Here is a 23,249-nt window from a genome sequence, read left to right on the forward strand (position 1 = left end):
CGAGCAGGCCGTCCACCGGGGAGGAGCACGCCGTGACCCGACCGCCCAGCGCCGCGCAGCGGCGTGTCATCGACACGGCCGAAGCCGTCACCGGCCGGCTCAGGGGGACGGAGGCGCAGCTCGCCGCACTGGTGAAGCGGGGGCTCGCCTTCCGGCATCCGCGACCACCGCACGACCACTTCCTGACGCCGGCGGGCCACCGGATACGGGAGACGGCCCCGGAAGCCGCCGTCGACACCCCGGTCGGCCCCGCCTCGGAGGCCGCCCCGGCCACCGGTGTCTTCGCCGCCCGCATCGGCGGTGACACGGAGCCGGACACCGCGACCACCGGGCCCGCTCGCGTCCGCGAGGTGCACAGTGCCTGGCAGGGGCTGCTGGAGTTGCGTCGGATGACCAGCCGGGACGGTGTCACGGACCGGCCGTGCGACTGGGAGCGCGCGCATCTGGTGCAGGCCGCCGCGCTCGCCCTGGAGGCGGCGGGCCATCCCCCGGCGGGACGGGACACCGAGGGCTACCGGGTGCGGGCGACCCCGCAGCCCGAGGCCGTCGCCGTGCACGCGCCGGACCCCACGCTGCTGCGGTCCTGCGCGGCCACGCTGGAGGCGGCGGGCTGGCAGGTCGGCGAGCACACCGAGCCGCGGACGAGAGGCCGTTATCTGCTGGCATCCCCGCGCCGGACGTGATGAACATGCCAAGATCGGTCGATCAGATCGTCCACGACGAGAAGGGACAGCCGTGACCGAACCGTTTTCCGTCCCGGTGACCGTCCGCGGGTATGAGACGGACGTGCAGGGTCACCTCAACCAGAGCGTGTACATCAACTACGCGGAGCACGCCCGCTGGTCACTGCTCCGGGCCGCCGGAATCAGTCAGGCCGGCCTGGTGGGCAGGGGCGTGGGCCCGGTCTCCCTGGAGACCACGATCCGCTACCGACGGGAGTTGCTCGCGGGCGACGACATCGAGGTGACCTGCGGCTTCGACTGGGGCGAGGGCAAGACCTTCCGCATCGAGCAGACCATCCGCAAGACCGACGGCACCGTGGCGGCCGAGATCTCCGCGGTCGGCGGACTGATGGACCTCAAGCAGCGCAAACTGGTGGCGGACCCGCGGAAGTACTTCGAGGAACTGGCGTCGGAACCGAGCCTGTTCGGGCTCTGAGACGTCCGCGGCGGTGAGCGTGTGCCGCTCCGGTCCGTCCGCCCTCGCGTCGGCCGGCTCCGGGTCCCGCTCCGCGTCACAGGTGGCGCGTGACCCCGCGCTGCGGACGCGGTCGCGCTCGGCCCGTCGGTCGGCCGTCGCAGGGTTTCGTGCGACTCACGGGCCGCCGGGGTCAGTTCGTACGCGGCCTTCGGCGGGACCGTGGGGTGCGCGGTCCGGGTGACGAGGCCGTCGCGCTCCAGGTCGCGCGGGGTGAGCGTCGGCAGGCGGCGACCGACGCCCTCGATGCCGCGCTCCGGCTCGGTGAACCGGATGGGCCGGTGGGCGGCGGCACCGGCCGCGGCGGTCCTGCGGCCGGGCGGGTCCGACCTGCCTTCCTTAAGGCCCAGCGCGACGAACGCGACCGGGGCTCCTGCGACCCGGCCGTCGAGCGTGCCGGGCAGGACGGCCTCGGCACGCCCGGCCGGTTCGTCTCCTACGACGCGACGGCCGTGCACGGCCCCGGCACGGGCGCCGTCGGTCTCGGCGGTGTCCGCACCCGGGCGCGGGGAGGGCCGCCGCGGACGCGCCCGCGCACGGCGGCGACGAGACGGCCAATCTGCACGCCTTCCTGGACGCACGGGTGTGGGCGATGCTCCAGGAGGCCGCCCACAGTGACATGACCCGGGTCGAGACACCCCAGCGGGTGTTCCTGGAGCAGGGCGACCTCGCTCTGGATCCGCCGCTCAAGTGTCAGGTGTACGGGGACGGTCACGAGATCGGCCAGGCAGCCGGGAGGGGCGCTCAGCGCACCGCGGCGATCTCCTCCCCCGCCTCCATCGGGTGTGTCACGTCCTGGGCGTCCCCGTTCCTGCCGAGGTGGTTGAAGACCAGGTTGAGCAGGACCGCGGCCACGCAGCCGGTGGAGATGCCGGAGTCGAGGACGATCTTCGCGGTCTCCGGGAAGGAGTGGTAGAACTCCGGCGCGGTGATGGGAACGATGCCGACGGCGAGGGAGACGGCCACGATCAGGACGTTGTTGTCCTTGTCGAGGCCGGCCCGGACCAGGGTCTGGATGCCGCTGGCCGCGACCGAGCCGAACAGGACGACGCCCGCCCCGCCGAGCACCGGGCGCGGTACGACGGCGATGAGTGAGGCGGCCATCGGGCACAGGCCCATCAGGACGAGGAAGCCGCCGCCGGTGGCGACGACGTACCGGCTGCGGATGCGGGTCATGGCGACCAGGCCGATGTTCTGCGCGAAGGCGCTGCACATGAAGCCGTTGAAGAGCGGGCTGATCGCCGAGCCGAGGGTGTCGGCGCGCAGGCCCGCCGCGATGGTCCTCTCGTCGGCGGGTCGCTCGACGATCTCGCCCAACGCCAGCATGTCCGCGGTGGATTCGGTCATCGAGACCACCATCACCACGATCATCGACACGATCGCGGCGACCTGGAACTGCGGTGCGCCGAAGTGGAACGGGGTCGGGAAGCCGATCACGTCGGCGTCCGCGACCGGGCCGAAGTCCGTGACGCCGAAGGGGATCGCGACGAGGGTGCCGACGACCAGGCCGAGCAGCACGGCGATCTGTTTGACGAAGCCGCGGGTGAAGCGGCGCAGGAGCAGCACGATCACCAGGGTCGCGCCCGCCAGGCCCAGATACGTCGTCGAACCGTAGTCGGCCGCCGTGGGGTCCGGGCCCTGCGCCCAGCCGAAGGCGACCGGCAGGAGGGAGATGCCGATGAGGGTGATCACCGTGCCGGTGACGACCGGCGGGAAGAAGCGGACCGCCCTGCTGAAGAAGGGGGCGGCCACGAAGCCGAGGAGGCCCGCGACGATCACCGCTCCGAAGATGATCGGCAGGGCGTCGGACTTGTCGTCGGTGGAGGCGACGACCGCGGTCATGGGCGCGACACCGGCGAAGGTGACACCGTTGACGAAGGGCAGCCGGGCGCCGATCTTCCAGATGCCGAGGGTCTGCAGGAAGGTGGCGAGGCCCGCGGTGAAGAGGCAGGCGCCGGTGAGGAAGGTGAGTTCGGGGCCGGTCAGGCCGATGGACGCGCCGACGATCAGGGGCGGGGCGACGACTCCCGCGTACATGGCGGCCACGTGTTGCAGACCCGTGGTGGCCATCTTGAGTGCGGGAAGTTTCTCGTCGACGGGATGGGCGGCGGGTTCGGCGACGGGCCGGGTTTCGGGCTGGGCGGTCACGGCGGCTCCTCCGGGCGGGTAACACGTCGGCTCTGACGTGGGTTTCAGGAGGTGGTGCGCGGTCGTGCGGGACCGGGGGGACGAAAACGGACAAAGAAGGATGAACGCAGGAGTGGGCAAGGGGGTGGGCCCAGGGGTGGGCAAGGGCCGTTCCGGGGCGCGCACGTCCGTGCACGCCCCGGCCGCGGCCACCGGTCGAGGGCCGTCCCCCTCGACCGGAGATCTTGGACCGGTCAGCCCTGCGCGGCGATCCGCGCCAGGCGCCGGGCCTCCTGCCGCGTGGAGCGGGCGATCGCGTCCTCGTCGACGGTGAGCAGCCGGTTGTTCTCGACGATCTGCCGGCCGTTCACGAAGGAGGCCGTGACCGGGGCCGCCGCGCCGAGGACCAGCGCGGTCACCGGGTCGGCGATCGAGGCGTGGGCCAGCGTGTCGAGGTTCCACAGCACCAGGTCGGCGAGCTTGCCGGGCTCCAGGGAGCCGATCTCGGCGCTGCGGCCGAGGACTTGGGCACCGCCGTACGTTCCCAGGCGCAGGGCTTGACGGGCGTTCAGGGCGGCCTCGCGGTGGGCGCCGAGGCGGTTGACGAGGAGGGCGTTGCGCAGTTCGGTGTGGAGTTCGCCGGACTCGTTGGAGGCGGTGCCGTCGACGCCGAGGCCGACCGGTACGCCGGCGGCGAGCATGTCGGGGACCCGGGCGATCCCGGCGGCCAGCCGGGCGTTGGAGGACGGGCAGTGGGCGACGCCGGTCCTGGTCCGGGCGAAGGCGGCGATGTCGGAGTCGTTCATGTGGACGCAGTGCGCCATCCACACGTCCTCGCCGAGCCAGCCGGTGGACTCGAAGTAGTCGGTGGGTCCCATGCCGAACAGTTCCTTGCAGAACTGCTCCTCCTCCACGGTCTCCGAGCCGTGGGTGTGCAGGCGCACACCGAGCCGGCGGGCCAACTCGGCGCCCTGCCTGAGCAGTTCGGTGGAGACGGAGAACGGCGAGCAGGGGGCCACGGCCACCTGGGTCATCGCGTCGAAGGAGGGGTCGTGGTGCTGCCGTACGGTCTCCTCGGTCGCGGCGAGGGCACCCTCCAGGGTCTCGACGGCGAAGTCCGGCGGCAGGCCGCCGTCCTTCTCGCTGCGGTCCATGGAGCCGCGGGCGAGGGTGAAGCGGACGCCCATCTCCCGCGCCGTCCCGATGATCGCGCCGGACAGGTCGCCGGAGCCCTTCGGGAAGACGTAGTGGTGGTCCATCGCGGTGGTCACGCCACCGCGGGCCATCATGGCGAGGGAGCCCTGCGCGGCGGCGCGGACCATCGGCTCGTCGATGCGCGCCCAGGTCGGGTACAGCGCGACCAGCCAGTCGAAGAGGTTGTGGTCGGTGGCCAGGCCCCGGGTGATCCACTGGTAGTAGTGGTGATGGGTGTTGACCAGGCCCGGGGTCACCAGGTGGCCGGTGGCGTCGATACGGCGGTCGACGTTCTCCAGGCCCTCGGGGGCCCGGCCCGCGCCGAGCGACTCGATGCGGTTGCCGGCGACGACGACGTGTCCGCTCGCGTACTCGGTGTCGTGGGCGTCGACGGTCGCGATCGAACAGTTCTCGATGACGATGCGCCGGTCTGCTGCCATGGTTCGTCCCTTTCACTGGGTGGAGTGGGCACGGCAGGACCCTGGGATTTGAGTGCCGTGGCCCGCCCGGGCGGGCCACGGGTGCCGCGAAGGGAGGTGGTCAGAGGTTGGTGAGGTCCACCGGGATCCTCGGCTCGCAGCCGTCCCTCAGAATGGTCGCCTCGATCAGGCCGTAGGGCCGGTCGGCGGCGAGGTACACGGCGCCGTCCTCGGTGGCGTTCTTCAGCCCGAACGGCTCCAGGTCCACGAGGAAGTGGTGCTTGTTCGGGAGCGAGAAGCGGACCTCGTCGATCTCGTCACGGTGCTCGATGATGCGCGAGCCCATCTGGTAGAGGCTCTGCTGGAGCGAGAGCGAGTACGTCTCGGCGAAGGCCTGCAACAGATGCGACCTGACCTGCTCGTACGACTCCTCCCAGGCGGGCATCTCCTGTGCGTCGTCGGTCCAGTTGAAGCGCCAGCGCCCGGACACCTCGGTCGCCAGGATGCGGTCGTACGCCTCGGGCAGCGTCGTGTACTTGTCCTTGACGTAGCCCCAGAACTCGGAGTTCGTCGAGTTGAGGACCGTCAGGTCCTTGAGCCCGGAGACGACCTCCCAGCTCCGGCCGTCGTACGTGATCTGGGTGAGCCGGGTCTCCTGGCCCTTGCGGACGAAGGAGTGGCCGCCCGTCGTGCGCTCCCAGGCGTACTCCTCGATGCGGATCCGGGCGGTCCTGATCGGCTCCTGGCTCGTGACGAAGTGCCGGGCGAGATGGATGCCGAACTGTTCGGCGGACTCGATGCCGTGCTCCTTGGCGAACGCGTACACCGTGTTCTTGGTGGTGTCGGTCGGCAGGACGTTGGCGTTCGAGCCGGAGAGGTGGACCTCGTCCATGTCGCCGCTGAGCGACACGGAGACGTTCAGGTCCTTGATGTGGTGGGTGGCGCCGTCCCGCGTGATCTTGACGACTCGGTTCTCGGCCTTGCCGTACTGGTTCTGTCCCAGGACCACAGGGCGGGCGGGGCGGTCAGGGCGGGAATGGACAGTCATAGCTAGCTCCCTCGGTAAACGGAGTAGCCGAACGGGTTGAGCAGCAGCGGTACGTGGTAGTGCTCTCCGGGTTCGACGGCGAAGGTGATCGCCACCTCCGGAAAGAACGCGTCGCTGTCCCGATTCGCGGGGGCGTCCTGCTGCGCATCGGCTTGCTTCTTCTCGGAACGCTCGAAGTACGCCTCTACGGCGAAGTCGAGCCGTACGTGTGTGGTGCCCTCCGGCAGTGCCGGCAGGTCCTTGCACCGGCCGTCGGCGTCGGTCGCGGAGCCGCCGAGTGCCCGCCAGTCCGCGGCGCGGCCACCGCGGGCCGCGAGCCGGACGGCGACACCCCCGGCGGGGCGGCCGACGGAGGTGTCCAGGATGTGCGTGGACACCGAGGCCGTGGTGCTGGTGCTCATGCGGTTCTCAGTCCTCTTCGACGATGCGGGCGAGCCGGATCCGGTTGATCTTCCCCAGTTCGGTGCGGACGATCTCCCGCTCCCGTTCCGGCGTGTTGCCGATCCGCTCCTTGACGGCGTCGCGCATCTGCTCGCCGGTGCGGCCGGTGGCGCAGATCAGGAAGACGTGGCCGAACCTCTCCTGGTACGCCAGGTTCAGTTCCAGCATCTCCGCCTTCAGGTCCTCGGAGGCGCCGGCCATGCCGCGCTGTTCCCGCGCCGAGGCCGGGTCGCCCGGCCGGGGGCGGCCGATCGGCGGGTGTCCGGCCATGGCCTCGGCGAGATCCGCGGCGCTCAGCCCTGCCGTCGCGTCGTCACTGGCGGTGTAGAGGTCGTCGGGGGTGGTGTAGGGGCGGGCCGCGAGCAGCCGCTTCGCCCATGCCGTGGAGGCACACGCCTCGTGGAGGGCGACGAAGGCGGCGTGCTCCTCAAGGGCGTTGAACCGGGCCAGGCCCGGGGGCGGGGAAGTCGACGTCACGGGAGCCTCCGTGGCCGCGAAGGGCCGTCGTACTGAACGGGCTGCCGTCAGCTAACGCCCTGACGAAGAGTGCGTCAACACTTTGTTGAAAATTCCGGGTAACAAAGCCCGCCAAGCTCGACGAACAGGTCCTTTTCGCCCCCGCGAGCCCGGCGCTCGGACCTCGCCGCCCGGGCCGCTTCGCTCAAGCCGCTCCGGTCAGGCCTCTTTCTCGCGGTTGAGGTAGTTGTAGACCGTGAAGCGGCTCACCCCGAGGGCGCTCGCCACGGTCTCCACGCCGTGCCGCACGGAGAAGGCGCCACGCGCCTCCAATATGCGCACGACCTCCTGCTTGGCCTTGCGGTCCAGGTCGGCGAGGGGCTTGCCCTTCTTGCGTTCCATGGCGGCCAGGATGTGATCGAGGGAGTCCGCGAGCTGCGGCAGGCGTACGGCGACGACGTCGGCCCCCTCCCAGGCGAGCACCACGTCGTCGGGCCCGGCCTGGTCCGGCGGGAGCAGTTCACCGCCCATCGCGTCGACCAGCGGCTTCACGGCGGCGACGAAGGTCTCCTCCCCGGCGCCGCTCACTTCCCGTCCCCCTCGACGGCGCGCTCGCCGATCACGTTGAGCTGGAGCGAGATCCGGGTGGCGCCGGACTCCAGGGTCCGGCGCAGCAGCGCGTCCACGGCACTCAGCACGGCATCGGCACCGCCCTCCGCCGTGTTGCCGAACGGGCCGACGTCCACCGCGTCCAGCTCGGCCGCCTCGACGACCTCACGGGCCACCACCGCGTGCGCGGGCGCCTCGTCGAGATCGAAGGGCTCGGTCGTGAACTCCACTCGCAATCGCACGCGCACAACCTAACGCGCGGCGCCGATTTCCGCCGAGCCCTCTTGACAAGCTCCGACACCCGGCGGCAATCTTCCAGTAAGCAGAAACTAGTTTCCACTATACGGAATCTACTGACGCCCGCACAGCCTCTCGACACGGAAAGGAGCGCCCGCGACATGGGATTCACAGAGCAGCGCTTCAACGTCAACCTGTCGATCCTCTTCACCGAACTCCCGCTCCTGGAGCGCCCCGCGGCCGCCGCCGCGGCCGGCTTCACCGCGGTCGAGCTGTGGTGGCCCTGGATCGACTCCCCCACGCCCGAGCGGTCCGAACTCGACGCCCTGAAGCAGGCGATCGAGGACGCGGGGGTCCGGCTCACGGGGCTGAACTTCTACGCCGGCCGACTGCCCGGCCCGGACCGGGGTGCCCTCTCGGTCCCGGGTGCGGAGTCGGAGCGCTTCCGCGCCAACATCGACGTGGCGGCCGACTTCGCCGGATCGCTGGGCTGCCGGGCGCTCAACGCCCTGTACGGAAACCGCGTCGAGGGCCTGGACCCGGCCGAGCAGGACGCGCTGGCGCTGGAGAACCTGGTCCTCGCGGCCCGGGCCGCCGACCGGATCGGCGCGATCCTCCTGATCGAGGCCCTGAACAAGCCGGAGTCCCCGCTGTACCCGCTGGTGAGCGCGCCCGCCGCGGTGGGCATCGTCGACAAGGTGAACGAGGCTTCGGGGCTCGGCAACGCGCGCTTCCTGATGGACCTCTACCACCTGTCCATGAACGGCGAGGACCTGCCGTCGGTGATCGAGCGCTACGCGCCGCGGACCGGCCATGTGCAGATCGCCGACAACCCCGGGCGCGGCGCGCCGGGCACCGGCTCGCTCCCCCTCGAAGACCTCCTCGACCAGCTGAAGAAGTCCGGTTACGACGGCTGGGTCGGTCTGGAGTACAAGCCGGGCGACCGTCCCAGTTCCGAGGCCTTCGACTGGCTGTCCCGCTGACCCCCGTACCGAGAGGCACCCCTGCCATGAGCAACCTTCCCAAGATCGCCTGGATAGGCCTCGGCATCATGGGCTCCCCCATGTCCGAGAACCTGATCAAGGCGGGTTACGACGTCACCGGCTTCACCCTGGAGCAGGACAAGCTCGACCGGCTGGCCGCCGCCGGGGGCACCGTGGCCGCCTCGATCGCCGCGGCCGTCCGGGACGCCGACGTCGTGATCACGATGGTGCCCGCCTCCCCGCAGGTCGAGGCCATCGCCTACGGTCCCGACGGCATCCTGGAGAACGCCCGCACCGGCGCGCTGCTGATCGACATGTCCTCGATCACCCCGCAGACCTCCGTCGACCTCGCGAAGGCCGCCGAGGACAAGGGCATCCGCGTCCTGGACGCCCCCGTGTCCGGCGGTGAGGCCGGTGCCATCGAGGCCGTGCTGTCCATCATGGTGGGCGGCGCGCAGGCCGACTTCGACCAGGCGGAGCCGGTCTTCGAGGCGCTCGGCAGGACGATCGTGCTGTGCGGTCCGCACGGCTCGGGCCAGACGGTGAAGGCCGCCAACCAGCTGATCGTCGCCGTGAACATCCAGGCATGCGCCGAGGCCGTGGTCTTCCTGGAGAAGTCGGGCGTGGACCTGAAGGCGGCGCTGGACGTCCTGAACGGCGGGCTGGCCGGTTCCACCGTGCTGACCCGCAAGAAGGACAACTTCCTGAACCGGGACTTCAGGCCGGGCTTCCGGATCGACCTGCACCACAAGGACATGGGCATCGTCACGGACGCCGCCCGCAACGTCGGCGCGGCCCTGCCGGTCGGCGCGCTGGTCGCCCAACTGGTCGCCGGCCTGCGGTCGCAGGGCGACGGCGGCCTCGACCACTCGGCGCTGCTGCGCGCGGTGGAGCGCCTCTCCGGCGCCCGCGTCTGACCCCCGGACCGGCACACCGGATCCCCTGCGTCGCATCCGGCACACCCCTCCCCCAAACCCCGGGCGGCGCCGACGCTGACAACTGTCCTGTCGCGCCCAGGCGTCGGCGCCGCCCGGAATCCACTTCCCCACTCCCTGCCCGCGCCCGACCACCGACGACCCGGATGAGGGGTGGTCGACCGGCCCGGACGCGGGCAGGGCAGGACCGCGGCGGCCTTGCGAGCCAGTGCGGTGGTGAAGGACCCCCGTGCCCCTTCTCGACCTGAGGGAAGGGCCTGGCGGGCTCCGTCGCAACCGCCGCGGTCCCCTGACTTCCGCTGGTTCCCCGAGTTCCCCACCAGGGAGCGACGCCCGGACGCGTACGCCACCGGGCGTACGCGGGCTACGGCACCCTCAAATCAAGCTCTGAACCGGGCCCGGGAGGCTTCAACCGCCCCCGGGCCCGGGCACATTCTCCTCACACGGGGCCCGTCGACACGGGGGCGGCGGGCCCCGTGCACGGGGGTGCCATGGACAGCGCCACGACGGTCCGGCCGGAACCGCACGAGGTCGCGCCGCTGCGGGGAGGTCCCCGTGCCGCCGTCACGGTCGCCGTGCCCGCCCTGCGTCCGCGGGGTGCTGTGGACGCCGGCCGACCGGGCACGGTACGGGTCTCGGGGAGCCCGGGAGCGCGGGGCAGGCCCTGACCGCACTCGACCAGGCCGTCCACTCGCGCCTCCAACAGCCCCTCGCGATCAGTGGGTTGGTGCGGGAGCCTGCCGTGCGCGAGGAGGTCACCGCGCTGCGGAGCGGGCTGTCCGCCGCCGGGCCGCCGCACGCGTGTCCGCCGCGCCGGACCCGGGCCGCCCGCCGCGCCCTGGACGTCCTGCGCGCCGAACACCCGGTACCGGCCCGCCGGAAGGACCTGCCGACGGACGACACGCTGCCCGCGGTCGCCCCGCACGGCACCCCGGCCCTCGCCGCCCTCGTCCCACGGTTCGCGATGCGGGCGGGGCCGACGCCCCGGGCCGAGGTCGCCGACAAGGGGGTCCGTCCGCGGTCCCCGCGCAACCTCGGCGGGGCGGCAGGGTCGACGGGGTCGGGGACCGGGCGCACGAAAGGGCGGCCCGGGCCGGGCCGCCCCCCGCGCGACTGACGGTGACCGTCAGACCTTCAGTGTCCTGATCGACGTCGGGGCGTGCCCCGGCTCGGTCGCGATCTCCTCGAACTCGACGACGTTGCTGATGTCGTTGGTGGTGGACATCGAGATGTTGGTGACGCGCTCCAGGATCGCCTCGACGACGACGGGCACCTGGAACTCGGCGGCGAGCTTCTTCGCCTGCTCGAAGGCCGCGCCCAGTTCGGCGGGGTCGGTGACCCGGATCGCCTTGCAGCCGAGGCCCTCGGCGACCTTGACGTGGTCGACGCCGTAGACGCCCAGCTCCGGCGAGTTGATGTTCTCGAACTCCAGCTTGACCTGGAAGTCGATGTCGAACGCCCGCTGCGCCTGGCGGATCAGGCCCAGATAGGCGTTGTTGACCAGGACGTGGATGTACGGGATCTTGTGCTGCGCGCCGACCGCCAGCTCCTCGATCATGAACTGGAAGTCGTAGTCGCCGGAGAGCGCGACGACCTGCGCCTGCGGGTCGGCCCTGGCGACGCCGAGCGCGGCCGGGACCGTCCAGCCGAGAGGGCCCGCCTGGCCGCAGTTGATCCAGTGGCGGGGCCGGTAGACGTGCAGCATCTGGGCGCCGGCGATCTGCGAGAGACCGATCGTGGAGACGTACCGGGTCTCGGGGCCGAAGGCCTTGTTCATCTCCTCGTAGACGCGCTGCGGCTTGATCGGGATGTCGTCGAAGTGCGTACGGCGCTGGAGGGTCGCCTTCCTCTCCTGCGCGGCGGCGACCCAGTCGGAGCGGTCGGGCAGCCTGCCCTCGGCCCTCAACTCCCGTGCCACCGTGACGAACAGCTCCAGTGCGGCCTTCGCGTCGGAGGCGATGCCGTAGTCCGGGGCGAAGATCCTGCCGATCTGGGTGGGCTCGACGTCGACGTGCACGAACGTCCGGCCGGCCGTGTAGACATCGAGCCTGCCGGTGTGGCGGTTGGCCCAGCGGTTGCCGATACCGAGGACGAAGTCGGACTCCAGGAAGGTCGCGTTGCCGTAGCGGTGCGAGGTCTGCAGGCCGACCATGCCGGCGTTCAGCTCGTGGTCGTCGGGCAGCACGCCCCAGCCCATCAGGGTCGGCACCACCGGGGTGCCGGTCAACTCGGCGAACTCGACGAGGAGTTCGGCGGCGTCGGCGTTGATGACTCCGCCGCCGGCGACGATCAGCGGGCGCTCGGCGGCGTTCAGCATGCCGATCGCCTTCTCGATCTGGGCACGGCTCGCGGCCGGCCTGTACGCCTGGAGCGGCTCGTACGTGTCCGGGTCGAACTCGATCTCCGTGAGCTGGACGTCGATCGGCAGGTCGATCAGGACCGGGCCGGGACGCCCGGAACGCATCAGGTGGAAGGCCTGCTGAAAGACGCCGGGGACCTGTGCGGCCTCCAGGACGGTGACCGCCATCTTCGTCACCGGCTGGGCGATGGAGGCGATGTCGACGGCCTGGAAGTCCTCCTTGTGGATCACGGCGGTCGGGGCCTGGCCCGTGATGCACAGGATCGGGACGGAGTCGCCGAGGGCCGAGTACAGGCCGGTGATCATGTCGGTGCCGGCCGGTCCGGAGGTGCCGATGCAGACACCGATGTTGCCCGGGTGGGTACGGGTGTACCCCTCGGCCATGTGCGAGGCGCCCTCGACATGGCGGGCGAGGGTGTGGTGGATGCCGCCGGAGGCCTTGAGCGCCGCATAGAAGGGGTTGATCGCCGCGCCCGGGACGCCGAACGCGGCGCTGACGCCCTCACGCCTGAGAATCTCAACTGCCGCGCGGGCAGCGGTCATTCGAGCCATCGAGTACTCCTGCTTCGGCTGTCGGATCCGTACTGCCGTCGCGCCCCGCGGCGAGCACTTCCCGAATCTTCAGTTTCCGCGATACGGAAACCAACTTCTACTATCTGGAAACAATGTAAGTGGAGGGGCCAAGGCCGTCAAGAGACGGACAAGCGGGGGTCGGCGGGAGGACGATGGGCCCCATGTCCGAGAGCGTGTCGGTGCGCTGCCCGGCCTGCGGACGCGAACACGTCTACGAGGCCCCGGCGTACCCGTGTGTGTGCGGGGCGCCCGTCGCCCCGGACCTCGACGAACACGGGGCGGCCGACGCCGTCACCCACCGCGCCTGGGACGAGGAGTGGGTCACCGTGCGGTGCGGCGACTGCGGCCTGCGCAACCAGTGGCCGTACCCCGAACTGGGCTGTGCGTGCGGGACGCTGCTGCGGATACCGGTGGCCGGAATGCCCGCGGAGACCGCCCCGGCCCCGGTCCGGCGCCGCGCCTTCCAGCCGGTCGCCATCCGTACCGCCCGCGACGCGGTCACCGCCGCGGCCCTCTATCTGCGCTGGCTCGGCTACCGGGACGTCCGCCGTGCCGACCAGCGACCGCCGTCCGGCATCGGCCTCGCCGCGCGCGGTCTGCTGGCCCGGATCGACCCGACCGTACGGCCCACGTCCCTGCGCGACGTGGAGTGCCTGTGGCTGTCCGCCATGGCCGAGTCGGCGTCCTGCGCCTACTTCTCCCTGGCCGGTTTCTCCCCCGATGCCCGCGACCGCGCCGACGCGCTGAGCGTCCCGCTGTTCGTCCTGGACCTCTCGGGAACGCCACAGCCGGTGAACTGCCATGCGGACGAGCTGGACGCGGCGGGGGCCTGACCCACCCGCCCAGGTAATTCGCTCGCGCCCGACGCTCACCCACCCGACACTCGGCGGATGCGCATCCGTCCCGCCACCGCCGCCGATCTTCCGGTCCTCCGGGACATCGAGCGCGCCGCCGGCGCCGCGTTCCACGACCTCGGTATGACGGAGATCGCCGAGGACGAGCCGCCCGCCCTGGAGGTGCTGGACGCATACCGCCGGGCGGGCCGCGCCTGGGTCGCCGTCGACCAGGGCGACGGCGTAGGTGACGGACCGGTCGCCTACCTCCTCTGCGAACCGGTGGACGGCGCCCTCCACATCGAGCAGGTCTCCGTGCACCCCGACGCCGCCCGCCGGGGCGTCGGCCGCGCCCTTCTCGCCCACGCCGCCGACCGCGCCCGCGAGGAAGGCCTGACCGGCCTCACCCTCACCACGTTCACGGAGGTGCCGTGGAACGCGCCGTACTACGAGCGCCTCGGTTTCCGCACCCTGACGGAGCCCGAACTCACCCCCGGGCTACGGCGGATCCGCGCCCATGAGCGGGAGTCGGGCCTGGACCGGTGGCCCCGGGTGTGCATGCGCCTGCCCCGAGAACCCCTGCCTCCGCACGCACCAGGTCGCGATGGGTGCCGCCGACCGTGACGAATGCCGGACAGCCTCGTCAACACCCGTTCCCGGTGACGACATGGAGCACCCACGCCGCACACGTGCAGAACGGGACCTACCCGCGCACTGTTCTGCAGGGTGCGCGCTCTCCCGTTTGAGCTTGTCGTAGGTAGTAGGTGACGGTGAAGTTCGTCGACGACACCATCGGCTGGTGAGCTCTCAGGAGCGAGTCTTCCGATGGCCCAGAAAGGCGAGGACCGCCAGAACCACTCCGCTGACTGCGGCGACCGCTCCGAGCGCGATCGGCACAGCATCGCCAGTGACCGTTCCTGCAACGCACGCACACAGTCCTCCTACGATCAAACCCGCGGAGAAGGTTCGCAATCCTCTTACTGTGTCATTCATCGATGCACCCTTCCGTCGCATTCCTTCACCACTCCCTCCGCATTCGCAGGAAAACCTGTGGGCCGGGAAGGAATTCCCGGCCCACAGCCACCCACGGGGGCCGTAGTTCCCTTTTCTAGCTATTCTTCACGCGTTACCCGTAGGTGAGAATGTCCGCTCCGTAGTATCCCGCGGCACCTCCCAGCGCACAGCTACCGACTACGGCAGCACCAACGCCTACAGCACTGCCGACTCCAGCGCCGACCACGCCGCCGACCACTCCGGCGTATGTGATGGCTCCGGTCTCTGCCGCAGCTCCAATCCCCGCCACGCAACCTGCGACCACTCCGAAAACGTCGCTGCCCGTGTCGAGTATGTCGGAGAAGCTGAACAATCCGGCGGGGTCGCTGTTGTTGATGGGGTCGCCGGCCGCGTAGAGGTACGGATTGCTTTCCTGTCCACTGGGGTCGGGCTGGGTGAAGCGGCCGATCTGGGGGTCGTAATAGCGATGGCCCATCTTGTACAGGCCCGTCGGGTCCAGGTAGGTGCCGCTGTAGCGGTACGGCTGCGGGACCGTCTCGGTCGGGGTGGTGCGGGGCAGGCCGGTGGGGCCGTAGGCGTACGTGTGGGTGCGCTTGCCCGCGTCGTCGACCAGGCCGAGGACGTTGCCGGTGGCGTCGGTGAGGTAGTAGTGGGACTTCCCCCCAGTCGTCATGGAGTTCAACGTGCCCGCGGGTTCGCGGATGAATCCGGTGTCGACGCCGTTCGTCGTGGTGGACGCCAGCCCGAGCGCGGTGTGGTGGAACCAGGTCGAACCCAGCTTCGTGCGCTCGGAGTTGTCGGTGCCCGCGTGGACCAGGTCGTAGTTCGTACCGCCCTGCGCAATGGCGGAGAGCTGGCTGTGGTCCGTCCAGGCCTCGTTCGTCCGCGCGGTCGCGGCCGTGCGTCCGCCTGCCGTCTCGTTGCCGGCCTTGTCATAGGACCAGCCGGTGGTGGAGCCGTTCTGCGCGGTCAGCTGGTTGGCGTCGTTGTAGGTCCAGGTGGCCGTGGTGGGGCAGGTGGCGGCGGTGCCGTCCTGGGCGGTGAGGTTGCCGGCCTTGTCCCAGCAGTACAGCCAGGACGCCTTGCGGGCGCCGGCCGAGTCGGCCTCCAGAGCGTAGGACAGCCGGTCCTGGCTGTCGTACGTGTAGGACGTCTTCAGCTTGGTGAGGTTGTCGGTGCGGGTGCGGGTCTTGGTGGTGTCCTTGCCCGCGTTGGCGTAGCTGTAGGTCAGGTCGATCAGTGTCGTCGTGCCTGAGGTTGTCTTGATCGCCTGCGGGCGGCCGTTCTTGTCGAGGGTGAACGACTGGGTGGTGCCGCCGGGGTAGATCGTCTTGGTGCGCTTGTCGTTGTTGTCGTAGTCGAAGTCGGTCTTCTTGCCGTCCGGGGCGGTCAGGAAGTCGAGGCGGCCGGCCTTGTCCCAGGTGTAGTCCGTCGTGCCGGTCGGGTCGGTGTAGTGGTCGACGTCCCCGCCCGGGGTGTAGGCCAGCGCGGTCTGCGCACTGTTCTGCAGGGTGCGCACGCTCTCCCGGTTGAGCTTGTCGTAGTCCCACTTGGTGGTGCCGGAGGCGTCCGTGCGGGACTTCACGTTGCCGTCACCGTCGTAGGAGTAGGTGACGGTGGAGTTCGTCGACGACACCGTTTTCACGCGGTCCCGGGTGTCGTACACGTAGACCGTCTTGATGCCGCGGCCCTCGGTCGCCGTCTCCACCCGGCCGAGTTCGTCGTAGGTGTACGTCGTCGCGCCCAGCGGCGCGGGCGGGGTCACCTTGGACAGGTTGCCCTTGGCGTCGTAGGTGAACGAGGTGACCTTGCCGTTGCCGTCCTTGGCCGTGCAGCGCTGGCCCTCGAAACCGCCGCACGTCGGGGTCGCCTTGTTGTACGTGTACTCACGGGTCGCGCCGGCGGTACCCGAGGTGGTCACCGACATCGTGTTGCCGTTGGTGTCGTACTTGAAGGTGTCCTTGCGGCCGTCCGCACTGGTGAAGTCGCCTGGCAGATCCGTGCCCGCGATCGTCTGATACGCCGTCACCGACGCCGTCGCCCCCAACGGGAGCTTGGCGGAGGTGGCGTTGTTGCGGCCGTCCCAGCCGTAGGTGGTGGTGTTGCCGCCCGTACCGTCCGCGCCCGTGCCCATCGCGTCGACAGCGGTCTGCACGAGGTGGTTGGTGTACTTGCTGTGGCGGGAGTGCTGGAGCGGGTCGGTGACCTTGGTGACCTCGCCGTCCGCGTTGTGCGTGTAGAGCGTCTCGTCGCCGTCCGGATCGGTCACCGTCGTCGTGCCCGCCTCGGCCGGGGTGGCGGCCGAGTAGCCGAAGCGCCAGGTCGGTCCGGTGTGACCGCCGCTCGTGGATCCCGTGGCGCGCAGCATCGAGGTGAGGCGGTTGTGGCCGTCGTAGGTGAAGACGGTGACCGTGCCCTCCGGGGTGGTCACCTTCGTCACCCGGCCGTCGCCGTCGTACTCGTAGTGGGTGGCCTTGCCCGCCGTGTCGGTGACCTGGGCCAGGTTGCCGGACGCGTCCAGGTCGAGGACGGCGGTGCGGCCCGTGTGGTCCTTGGCCTGCCACTGCGAGGCGTCGGTCTTGACCAGGTCGATCCAGCGCCCGGAGCGGGTCTCGGTCAGCTTGAAGCCCTTGTGCTCGGCGCCCTCGTCGTGCTGGTCGACGGTGACCGTGCCCTTGTTCTTGTCCGCGACCTTCGTCAGGGTGCCGTCCGCGTCATAGGTGTCGCGGCTGCCGGACTTGCGGTCGGTCAGCGTGTAGGTGCCGTCCGCGTTCTTGGTGAGGTCCTTGGAGTAGCCGGTCGGGGTGGTGTACCCGCCGCCGCTCTTCTCCGTGAAGCGCAACAGGTCACCGGTGGCGTCGAAGACGTCCACCTCGCCGTCGTGGACCTGGAGGTAGCGCTCGTACCCCTGCCACCAGCGCTGCGAGGTCTTGCCCCAGGGGGCTTCCAACGAGTTGTAGGTGCGGGCCAGTTGAAGGTTCTGGCCGACGCCCGCGATGTCGAAATCGGTGGCGGCCAGCATCAGGTTGCCGTTGGACAGATTCACCCGGGCCACGATCGCGTCACTCAGGCGGGTGTCGAGAATGCGGTGCCAGGGGACCTGCCCCTGCCCCTCGGGCAGGTACGGGACGGCCTTGACGGCAGCACTCCGGGACTTGGCCATCCCTCCCGTGGTACGGGCCTTCTGGGCCGCCCGCCAGGCGGCGACCTCGGCCGACACCTCGGTCTCCGCCTCGGAGTTCGGGGCCTTTGTCACGCCGGCCGGCGTCGCGGGCGCGTCGACCTTCGTCGGCTTCGTCCACGGGCTCTCCGGCTTGGGCAGTTCCGGTCCGGGGACCGCCGCACCGGGTGCGGCGGCCACGACTAACGCCGCAGTGACGACGGCGGCGGTGACAGCGACTCTGGACGATCTTCGGGCACGCCGGGACGGCATGCGCGCAGCACGCGAATGCATCAGCTTCCCCCCACAGGAAGTCAGAAACCGTGACCCCAGTGGTCACAGATGACGCACAAGCTGTCAGAAGAGGCACACGAAACGGCGCGGAGTGCCCTCCAACCGCGTTCCGATACGGGCCGGAATCAGCCCTACCCCTTCGGGTCGCCATAACGGGACAGGAGGGCGTGAATCGGTGCGAAAAAAGTGAGGAATGCTCAGTTCCGGCCCTGAATATGACAAACGACTTGACTGAAAGCGCTTCCTTTCCCAGATTTCAGCGCTTTGATCGGCCTCTACCCGCCGGATTCCAGTCAAATTCAGTCCGCCCACCTGTCACGTCGACCATGAGAGACGGGATGCCGTGTCCCGGTTCGCCCGGATATACCCCGCGTTGAAAGTTGTCTCGTAGGCCACCTCCACCCCAAGAACGCCCCTGTGTACGGCTCTTCACCGAATGCACACTTACGGCGTCCGGCCCGACCGCCTCCGCAGCAGCCGCCACCGCTCTGAGTAGAGGACTTTCCCGCCATGACCCACCCGGGCAGACCCACGCCCTCATGCCGCGCGCGCAGCCCACGCCGCATCAGACCCGGCCACCTCGGCCGCCTCTCCCGTGCCGTCCAGCACACCGGCCGCCTGCTGTGCTGGAGCCTCGCCACCGCGATGGCGCTGGCCGCCGCCGACATCCTGCTCGACCCCCGCGCACCCTGGTGGCCCTACACCTGGCCCGCACCCTGGATCCTCACCTGCGCCTCCGCCCTCGCCTGGGCACTGCTGCGAGCCCGCGAGAAGAACTCCGACGACCCGCCGACCGACGACGAGGACCCGTACCAGGACGAGTGGGAACACGCCGCCTAGCACAGCCTGACAAACCGTCAGGCCTTGGCATGCCAAGGCCAGTTGCGACATCGGGTCAAGATTCCCACTGGCCGGCGGTCGGTCCGGTCCCGGCCCGCTCGGCGTGCAGTTCGGAGCGGACGAGTTCCAGGAGGCGGCCGGTCCAGTTGCGGCCGCGGCCGCTGTTGTCGCCCCAGAAGTCGGAGTCGAACTCGTTGTAGATGATCGTCGCGTCGTCCGTGCCCAGGAGGATCCGGGCCAGGTGCGGATGCTGGGCGAACTTGGCCCGGATCAGGCGGGTCATGACCGCCGTACGGGCCTGCTCCCAGCCCTCTCGGCGAGGGGCGGCGGCGCCCAGCTTCCGGGCGTCGTACGCCCCGGCCGCCGCGACGATCGCCGCCCGGGCGCCGGGGTCGGCGGTGGACAGGGCCCAGTAGGCGTGGGCGACGGAGGGGTAGGTGACCCCGTCGAACTCGACAGGGGCCGGGTAGTTGTTGCGCAGGGCCCTGGTGTCCGGGTCGTCGGACGAGGTCAGCGGATAGCTCTCGGCGAGTTCGATCGCGGGGGCGACGGACGTCACCGGGCCGTCGGCGGGGACCCGCGAGGAACGCCCGGCGATCCACTCCGCCCGCTCCTCGAAGTAGCGGACCGCTTCGTCGTACCACTCCCGCGTGACCACCTTGTCGTCCGGACGGTACGTGCGCCCGCCGGGCCCGGCCACCAGGACCTGGAGCGGCCAGTCCTTGCGGTCCATGTCGCCGAGCGCGTAGTGGCGTCGGGTGCTGGGGATGGCGAGGTAGGCCTCACGGGCGACGGCCCGCTTCTCCTCGGTGCGGTCGGCGAGGAACGCCTCGACGGCGTCCAGGCACCGGTCCGTCGAGTCCGAACGCCCACCCAGCTGATCCACGGTGTCCCGCACCTCGGCGAGCAGCAGTTCGGGGGTGAGCCAGGTGCGCGGTTCGGCGAACTTCCAGCGGGCCAGTTCGTGGCCGGACGCCTCGGCGCCCTCCGGAAGCTCGACGGCGACCCAGCCGCACCGCAGCTTCTCCTCGAACTCCTCCAGGGTGACCAGGCCCCAGCAGTCGACGAGCCCGTCCGCGTAGATGAACAGGTCCGTCAGGTGGTAGTCGAAGTTGTGGATGAAGACGTGCCGCCAGGTCCCGGGTACTCGTATGCCGTCCGCCATGCGGTAGGTGATGCGTCTGCCGATCATCGCGACATTCTGACGGAAGGCATCAGCCGCGTGCCGCGTGTTTCTCCCGCAGTTCGATCTTGCGCACCTTGCCCGAGACCGTCATCGGGAAGGAGTCGAGGACTTCGAGCCGGCTCGGGATCTTGTAGTGCGCCAGCCGGTCCTGACAGAAGGCGCGCAGTTCCTCCAGGGTCGGGGGGTCGGCCGGGTCGCGCGGGATGACGCAGGCGAGGACCTCCTCGCCGTAGCGGTCGTGGGGGACGCCGACGACCTGGACGTCCGCGATCTTCGGGTGGGCGTAGAGGAACTCCTCGATCTCGCGGGGGTAGATGTTCTCGCCGCCCCGGATGATCATGTCCTTGATGCGGCCGACGATCTCGACGTATCCGTCCTCGCGCAGGACGGCCAGGTCGCCGGTGTGCATCCAGCGGCCGGGGTCGACGGCCTCGGCGGTCCGCTCGGGTTCGTTCCAGTAGCCGAGCATCACGCTGTAGCCGCGGGTGCACAACTCGCCTGCCGTGCCCCGGGGTCGGGTGATTCCGGTGGCCGGGTCGACGACCTTGACCTCGATGTGCGGCAGGACGCGGCCGACGGTGGCGGTGCGGTGTTCCAGGTCGTCGTCGCGGCGGGTCTGCAGCGACACCGGGGAGGTCTCGGTCATGCCGTAGCAGATGGAGACCTCCGCCATGTGCATCTCGGTGACGACCCGTTTCATGACCTCGACCGGGCAGGGCGAGCCCGCCATGATGCCGGTGCGCAGGGAGGACAGGTCGTAGGCGGCGAAGTCGGGGAGGTTCAACTCCGCGATGAACATGGTCGGGACACCGTAGAGGGAGGTGCAGTGCTCTTCCTGGACCGCACGCAGGGTGGCCGCCGGGTCGAAGGAGGGGGCGGGGATGACCATGCAGGCGCCGTGCGAGGTGACGGCCAGGTCGCCCATGACCATGCCGAAACAGTGGTACAGCGGGACGGGGATGCAGACCCGGTCCTGTTCGGTGTAGCCGAGCAACTCCCCCACGAAGTAACCGTTGTTGAGGATGTTGTGGTGGGAGAGGGTGGCCCCCTTCGGGAAGCCGGTGGTGCCCGAGGTGTACTGGATGTTGATCGGGTCGTCGCAGGACAGGTCGTCGCGCGGGGCGTCCGGGGTCGCGCGTGCGACGAACGCCTCCCAGCTGGGATCGCCGATGAACACGGCCTCCCGCAACTCCGGGCAGCGGCCCCGCACGTGCCCGACCATGGCCTTGTAGTCGCTCGACTTGTGGCTCAGCGAGGCGAACAGCAGCGAGATGCCGGACTGCTGGAGCACGTACTCCAACTCGTGGGTGCGGTAGGCAGGGTTGATGTTCACCATGATCGCGCCGATGCGGGCGGTGGCGTACTGGACGAGGACCCACTCGGGGCAGTTGACGGCCCAGATACCCACCCGGTCGCCCTTGGCCACCCCGGCGCCGAGCAGCGCGTGCGCCAACTCCTCGACGTCGGCGCCGAATCGGGCGTACGTCCAGCGCCGTCCGGACGCCATGTCCACCAGGGCCTCACGGTCCGGCCAGGCGGCCACCGCACGGTCCAGGTTCGCCCCGACGGTGTCGCCGAGCAGGGGTGTCCCGCTCGTCCCGTGCGTGTACGAGGGCTCGTTCGGTCCGTTCGTCTCGCCCGATCGGTTCGGTTCGGTCGGTTCGCTCACCGGAAGTCCTCCTCGCGGTACTCGGCGTCCGACCCCGCGGCCGTGGCCTCGCGCAGCTCGATGCGGCGGATCTTCCCGGAGACGGTCTTGGGCAGGGGAGCGAACTCCAGCCGGCGGACCCGCTTGTACGGCGCGAGGGTCTGCCGGGCGTGCTCGAAGAGGACCTTCGCGGTGTCGGGGCCGGGCTCCCAGCCCGCCGCCAGCACCACGTACGCCTTCGGCACGGCGAGCCGCAGCGGATCCGGCGCGGGGACGACGGCCGCCTCCGCGACCGCCTCGTGCTCCAGCAGGGCGCTCTCCAGCTCGAAGGGGCTGATCTTGTAGTCGGAGGCCTTGAAGACGTCGTCGGCGCGTCCGACATAGGTGATGTAGCCGTCGGCGTCACGGGCGCCGATGTCCCCGGTCCGGTAGTAGCCGCCGGCCATCGCCTCGGTCGTGAGGTCGGGGTCGCCGTGGTAGCCGGTCATCAGGCCGACCGGCGCGGTGGACAGGTCGAGGGCGATCTCGCCCTCGGTCGCGCCCGGCGCTCCGGACACCGGGTCGAGGAGTTCGACGCGGTAGCCGGGGCTGGGGCGGCCCATGGAACCGGTCTTCAGGGGCTGGCCGGGGCTGTTGGAGACCTGGACGGCGGTCTCGGTCTGCCCGAAACCGTCCCGGATCGTCACGCCCCAGGCCCGCCGGACCTGCTCGATGACCTCCGGGTTGAGCGGCTCCCCCGCGGCCACGACCTCGCGCGGCACGGCGCGCAGTTGGGTCAGATCGGCCTGGATGAGCATCCGCCACACGGTGGGCGGGGCGCAGAACGTGGTCACGCCCGCCCGGTCCATCTCCGCCATCAGCCGGGTCGCGTCGAAGCGCGTGTAGTTGTAGAGGAAGACGGTCGCCTGCGCGTTCCACGGCGCGAACAGGTTGGACCAGGCGTGCTTGGCCCAGCCCGGCGAGGAGATGTTCAGGTGCACGTCACCGGGCTTGAGGCCGATCCAGTACATGGTCGCCAGGTGCCCGACGGGGTAGGACGCGTGGGTGTGCTCGACGAGCTTGGGGCGGGCCGTCGTACCGGAGGTGAAGTACAGCATCAGCGGGTCGTCGGCGAGGGTCGGTCCGTCGGGCAGGAAGTCGGCGGAGGCGGTGTACGCGTCCTCGTACGGCTGCCAGCCCTCCGGCAGGCCGCCGACGGCGATGCGGGTGTAGTCGCCGGGCACCTCGTCGAACTTGGCGGTGTCCTCGGCCCGGACCAGGACGTGGCGCACCTGCCCGCGCGCGACACGGTCGCGCAGGTCGGCGGGGCCGAGCAGCGGGGTCGCCGGGATGACGACGGCGCGCAGCTTCATGGCGGCGAGGGCCGTCTCCCACAGTTCGACCTGGTTGCCCAGCATGACGAGGATCCGGTCCTCGGCCTCCACCCCGCGCTCGCGCAGCAGGTTGGCCACGCGGTTGGAGCGCTCGGAGAGTTCGGCGAAGGAGAGCCGGATCTCGGAGCCGTCCTCCTCGACGATGTGCAGGGCGGGCCGGTCGTTGCCGTCCGCGATCACGTCGAACCAGTCGAGCGCCCAGTTGAAGTGGCGGGGGCGGGGCCAGGCGAATCCCTCGTAGGCCGTGGCGTAGTTCTCGCGGTGTTCCAGCAGGAAGTCCCGCGCGCTGCGGAAGAGCTCCGTCGCCGTCGTCATCTGTCCTC

Annotated in this window: 20 protein-coding genes and 3 pseudogenes; 10 read left to right on the top strand and 13 right to left on the bottom strand. The window is 70.4% G+C overall.

Going from position 1 to position 23,249, the window contains the following annotated elements; genetic code table 11:
* Positions 1 to 32: 32 nt before the first annotated feature.
* Both ACZ5VD_RS16285 and ACZ5VD_RS16290 read left to right on the top strand, forming a co-directional pair.
* Entirely contained in the window at positions 33 to 683 is a 651-nt protein-coding gene (locus ACZ5VD_RS16285; protein ID WP_468547980.1) for a hypothetical protein, read from the top strand.
* Positions 684 to 735: 52 nt separating this feature from the next.
* Complete coding sequence (locus ACZ5VD_RS16290; protein WP_468682544.1) at positions 736 to 1,158, top strand: acyl-CoA thioesterase; 423 nt, start codon at positions 736 to 738, stop codon at positions 1,156 to 1,158.
* 51 nt (positions 1,159 to 1,209) lie between these two features.
* Here ACZ5VD_RS16290 and ACZ5VD_RS16295 read toward each other — a convergent pair.
* Positions 1,210 to 1,547, bottom strand: a pseudogene (locus tag ACZ5VD_RS16295) (winged helix-turn-helix transcriptional regulator); the annotation flags it as partial.
* On the opposite strand from ACZ5VD_RS16295, the pseudogene ACZ5VD_RS16300 reads away from it, so the two are divergent.
* Both ACZ5VD_RS16300 and ACZ5VD_RS16305 read left to right on the top strand, forming a co-directional pair.
* A pseudogene (locus ACZ5VD_RS16300) lies at positions 1,479 to 1,646 on the top strand (chitosanase); the annotation flags it as partial. The pseudogenes ACZ5VD_RS16295 and ACZ5VD_RS16300 sit on opposite strands and share 69 nt — an antisense overlap.
* A gap of 122 nt (positions 1,647 to 1,768) precedes the next feature.
* Positions 1,769 to 1,825: pseudogene (locus ACZ5VD_RS16305) on the top strand (hypothetical protein); the annotation flags it as partial.
* Positions 1,826 to 1,941: 116 nt separating this feature from the next.
* Here the strand turns inward: ACZ5VD_RS16305 and ACZ5VD_RS16310 are convergent.
* From ACZ5VD_RS16310 to ACZ5VD_RS16340, 7 genes are all read right to left on the bottom strand, one after another.
* Positions 1,942 to 3,345: a nucleobase:cation symporter-2 family protein gene (locus ACZ5VD_RS16310; RefSeq protein WP_468547982.1), complete on the bottom strand. Its 1,404-nt coding sequence runs from the start codon at positions 3,343 to 3,345 to the stop codon at positions 1,942 to 1,944.
* Between the two features lie 233 nt (positions 3,346 to 3,578).
* Positions 3,579 to 4,958: an 8-oxoguanine deaminase gene (locus ACZ5VD_RS16315; RefSeq protein ID WP_468547983.1), complete on the bottom strand. Its 1,380-nt coding sequence runs from the start codon at positions 4,956 to 4,958 to the stop codon at positions 3,579 to 3,581.
* A gap of 100 nt (positions 4,959 to 5,058) precedes the next feature.
* On the bottom strand, positions 5,059 to 5,985 hold the full coding sequence (gene pucL, locus ACZ5VD_RS16320; protein WP_468547984.1) for a factor-independent urate hydroxylase: 927 nt from the start codon (positions 5,983 to 5,985) through the stop codon (positions 5,059 to 5,061).
* Between the two features lie 2 nt (positions 5,986 to 5,987).
* Positions 5,988 to 6,386, bottom strand: a complete 399-nt coding sequence (uraH, locus tag ACZ5VD_RS16325) for a hydroxyisourate hydrolase (protein ID WP_468547985.1) — start codon at positions 6,384 to 6,386, stop codon at positions 5,988 to 5,990.
* A gap of 7 nt (positions 6,387 to 6,393) precedes the next feature.
* Positions 6,394 to 6,903, bottom strand: a complete 510-nt coding sequence (gene uraD / locus ACZ5VD_RS16330) for a 2-oxo-4-hydroxy-4-carboxy-5-ureidoimidazoline decarboxylase (protein ID WP_468547986.1) — start codon at positions 6,901 to 6,903, stop codon at positions 6,394 to 6,396.
* Positions 6,904 to 7,101: 198 nt separating this feature from the next.
* Positions 7,102 to 7,470: a helix-turn-helix domain-containing protein gene (locus ACZ5VD_RS16335; protein WP_468547987.1), complete on the bottom strand. Its 369-nt coding sequence runs from the start codon at positions 7,468 to 7,470 to the stop codon at positions 7,102 to 7,104.
* The gene (locus ACZ5VD_RS16340; protein ID WP_468547988.1) at positions 7,467 to 7,733 is read right to left on the bottom strand and encodes a YkoF family thiamine-binding protein; all 267 of its coding nucleotides are present in this window, start codon (positions 7,731 to 7,733) and stop codon (positions 7,467 to 7,469) included. The genes ACZ5VD_RS16335 and ACZ5VD_RS16340 overlap by 4 nt, the downstream gene beginning before the upstream one ends.
* Before the next feature lie 156 nt (positions 7,734 to 7,889).
* On the opposite strand from ACZ5VD_RS16340, the gene ACZ5VD_RS16345 reads away from it, so the two are divergent.
* The 3 genes from ACZ5VD_RS16345 to ACZ5VD_RS16355 all read left to right on the top strand — a co-directional run bounded on the left by ACZ5VD_RS16345 (position 7,890) and on the right by ACZ5VD_RS16355 (position 10,763).
* The gene (locus tag ACZ5VD_RS16345; RefSeq protein ID WP_468547989.1) at positions 7,890 to 8,711 is read left to right on the top strand and encodes a TIM barrel protein; all 822 of its coding nucleotides are present in this window, start codon (positions 7,890 to 7,892) and stop codon (positions 8,709 to 8,711) included.
* Between the two features lie 26 nt (positions 8,712 to 8,737).
* Positions 8,738 to 9,628 (top strand): 2-hydroxy-3-oxopropionate reductase, encoded by an 891-nt coding sequence (locus tag ACZ5VD_RS16350; RefSeq protein ID WP_468547990.1) that lies wholly within the window; start codon positions 8,738 to 8,740, stop codon positions 9,626 to 9,628.
* A 760-nt stretch (positions 9,629 to 10,388) separates the two neighbouring features.
* Positions 10,389 to 10,763: a hypothetical protein gene (locus ACZ5VD_RS16355; RefSeq protein ID WP_468547991.1), complete on the top strand. Its 375-nt coding sequence runs from the start codon at positions 10,389 to 10,391 to the stop codon at positions 10,761 to 10,763.
* A 9-nt stretch (positions 10,764 to 10,772) separates the two neighbouring features.
* On the opposite strand, the gene gcl is transcribed toward ACZ5VD_RS16355, so the two are convergent.
* Positions 10,773 to 12,557 carry a glyoxylate carboligase gene (gene gcl / locus ACZ5VD_RS16360; RefSeq protein ID WP_468547992.1) on the bottom strand — a complete coding sequence of 595 codons (1,785 nt, stop codon included), beginning with the start codon at positions 12,555 to 12,557 and terminating at the stop codon, positions 10,773 to 10,775.
* A gap of 173 nt (positions 12,558 to 12,730) precedes the next feature.
* Here gcl and ACZ5VD_RS16365 point away from each other — a divergent pair, with 173 nt between their 5' ends.
* On the top strand, positions 12,731 to 13,411 hold the full coding sequence (locus ACZ5VD_RS16365) for a hypothetical protein (protein WP_468547993.1): 681 nt from the start codon (positions 12,731 to 12,733) through the stop codon (positions 13,409 to 13,411).
* A 57-nt stretch (positions 13,412 to 13,468) separates the two neighbouring features.
* A complete protein-coding gene (locus ACZ5VD_RS16370) occupies positions 13,469 to 14,035 on the top strand; it encodes a GNAT family N-acetyltransferase (RefSeq protein WP_468547994.1) in 567 nt (188 codons plus the stop codon).
* A 502-nt stretch (positions 14,036 to 14,537) separates the two neighbouring features.
* On the opposite strand, the gene ACZ5VD_RS16375 is transcribed toward ACZ5VD_RS16370, so the two are convergent.
* Positions 14,538 to 17,786: an RHS repeat-associated core domain-containing protein gene (locus tag ACZ5VD_RS16375; protein ID WP_468547995.1), complete on the bottom strand. Its 3,249-nt coding sequence runs from the start codon at positions 17,784 to 17,786 to the stop codon at positions 14,538 to 14,540.
* Positions 17,787 to 18,389: 603 nt separating this feature from the next.
* On the opposite strand from ACZ5VD_RS16375, the gene ACZ5VD_RS16380 reads away from it, so the two are divergent.
* Positions 18,390 to 18,719, top strand: a complete 330-nt coding sequence (locus tag ACZ5VD_RS16380; protein ID WP_468547996.1) for a hypothetical protein — start codon at positions 18,390 to 18,392, stop codon at positions 18,717 to 18,719.
* A 55-nt stretch (positions 18,720 to 18,774) separates the two neighbouring features.
* On the opposite strand, the gene ACZ5VD_RS16385 is transcribed toward ACZ5VD_RS16380, so the two are convergent.
* From ACZ5VD_RS16385 to ACZ5VD_RS16395, 3 genes are read right to left on the bottom strand one after another with little or no spacing between them, the layout of a single operon-like run.
* Positions 18,775 to 19,911: an NADAR family protein gene (locus tag ACZ5VD_RS16385; RefSeq protein WP_468547997.1), complete on the bottom strand. Its 1,137-nt coding sequence runs from the start codon at positions 19,909 to 19,911 to the stop codon at positions 18,775 to 18,777.
* A gap of 22 nt (positions 19,912 to 19,933) precedes the next feature.
* Entirely contained in the window at positions 19,934 to 21,574 is a 1,641-nt protein-coding gene (locus ACZ5VD_RS16390; RefSeq protein ID WP_468682545.1) for an AMP-binding protein, read from the bottom strand.
* A complete protein-coding gene (locus ACZ5VD_RS16395; RefSeq protein WP_468682546.1) occupies positions 21,571 to 23,241 on the bottom strand; it encodes an AMP-binding protein in 1,671 nt (556 codons plus the stop codon). The genes ACZ5VD_RS16390 and ACZ5VD_RS16395 overlap by 4 nt, the downstream gene beginning before the upstream one ends.
* Between the last annotated feature and the right edge of the window lie 8 nt (positions 23,242 to 23,249).

The organism is Streptomyces sp. NPDC032822 (assembly GCF_055578825.1).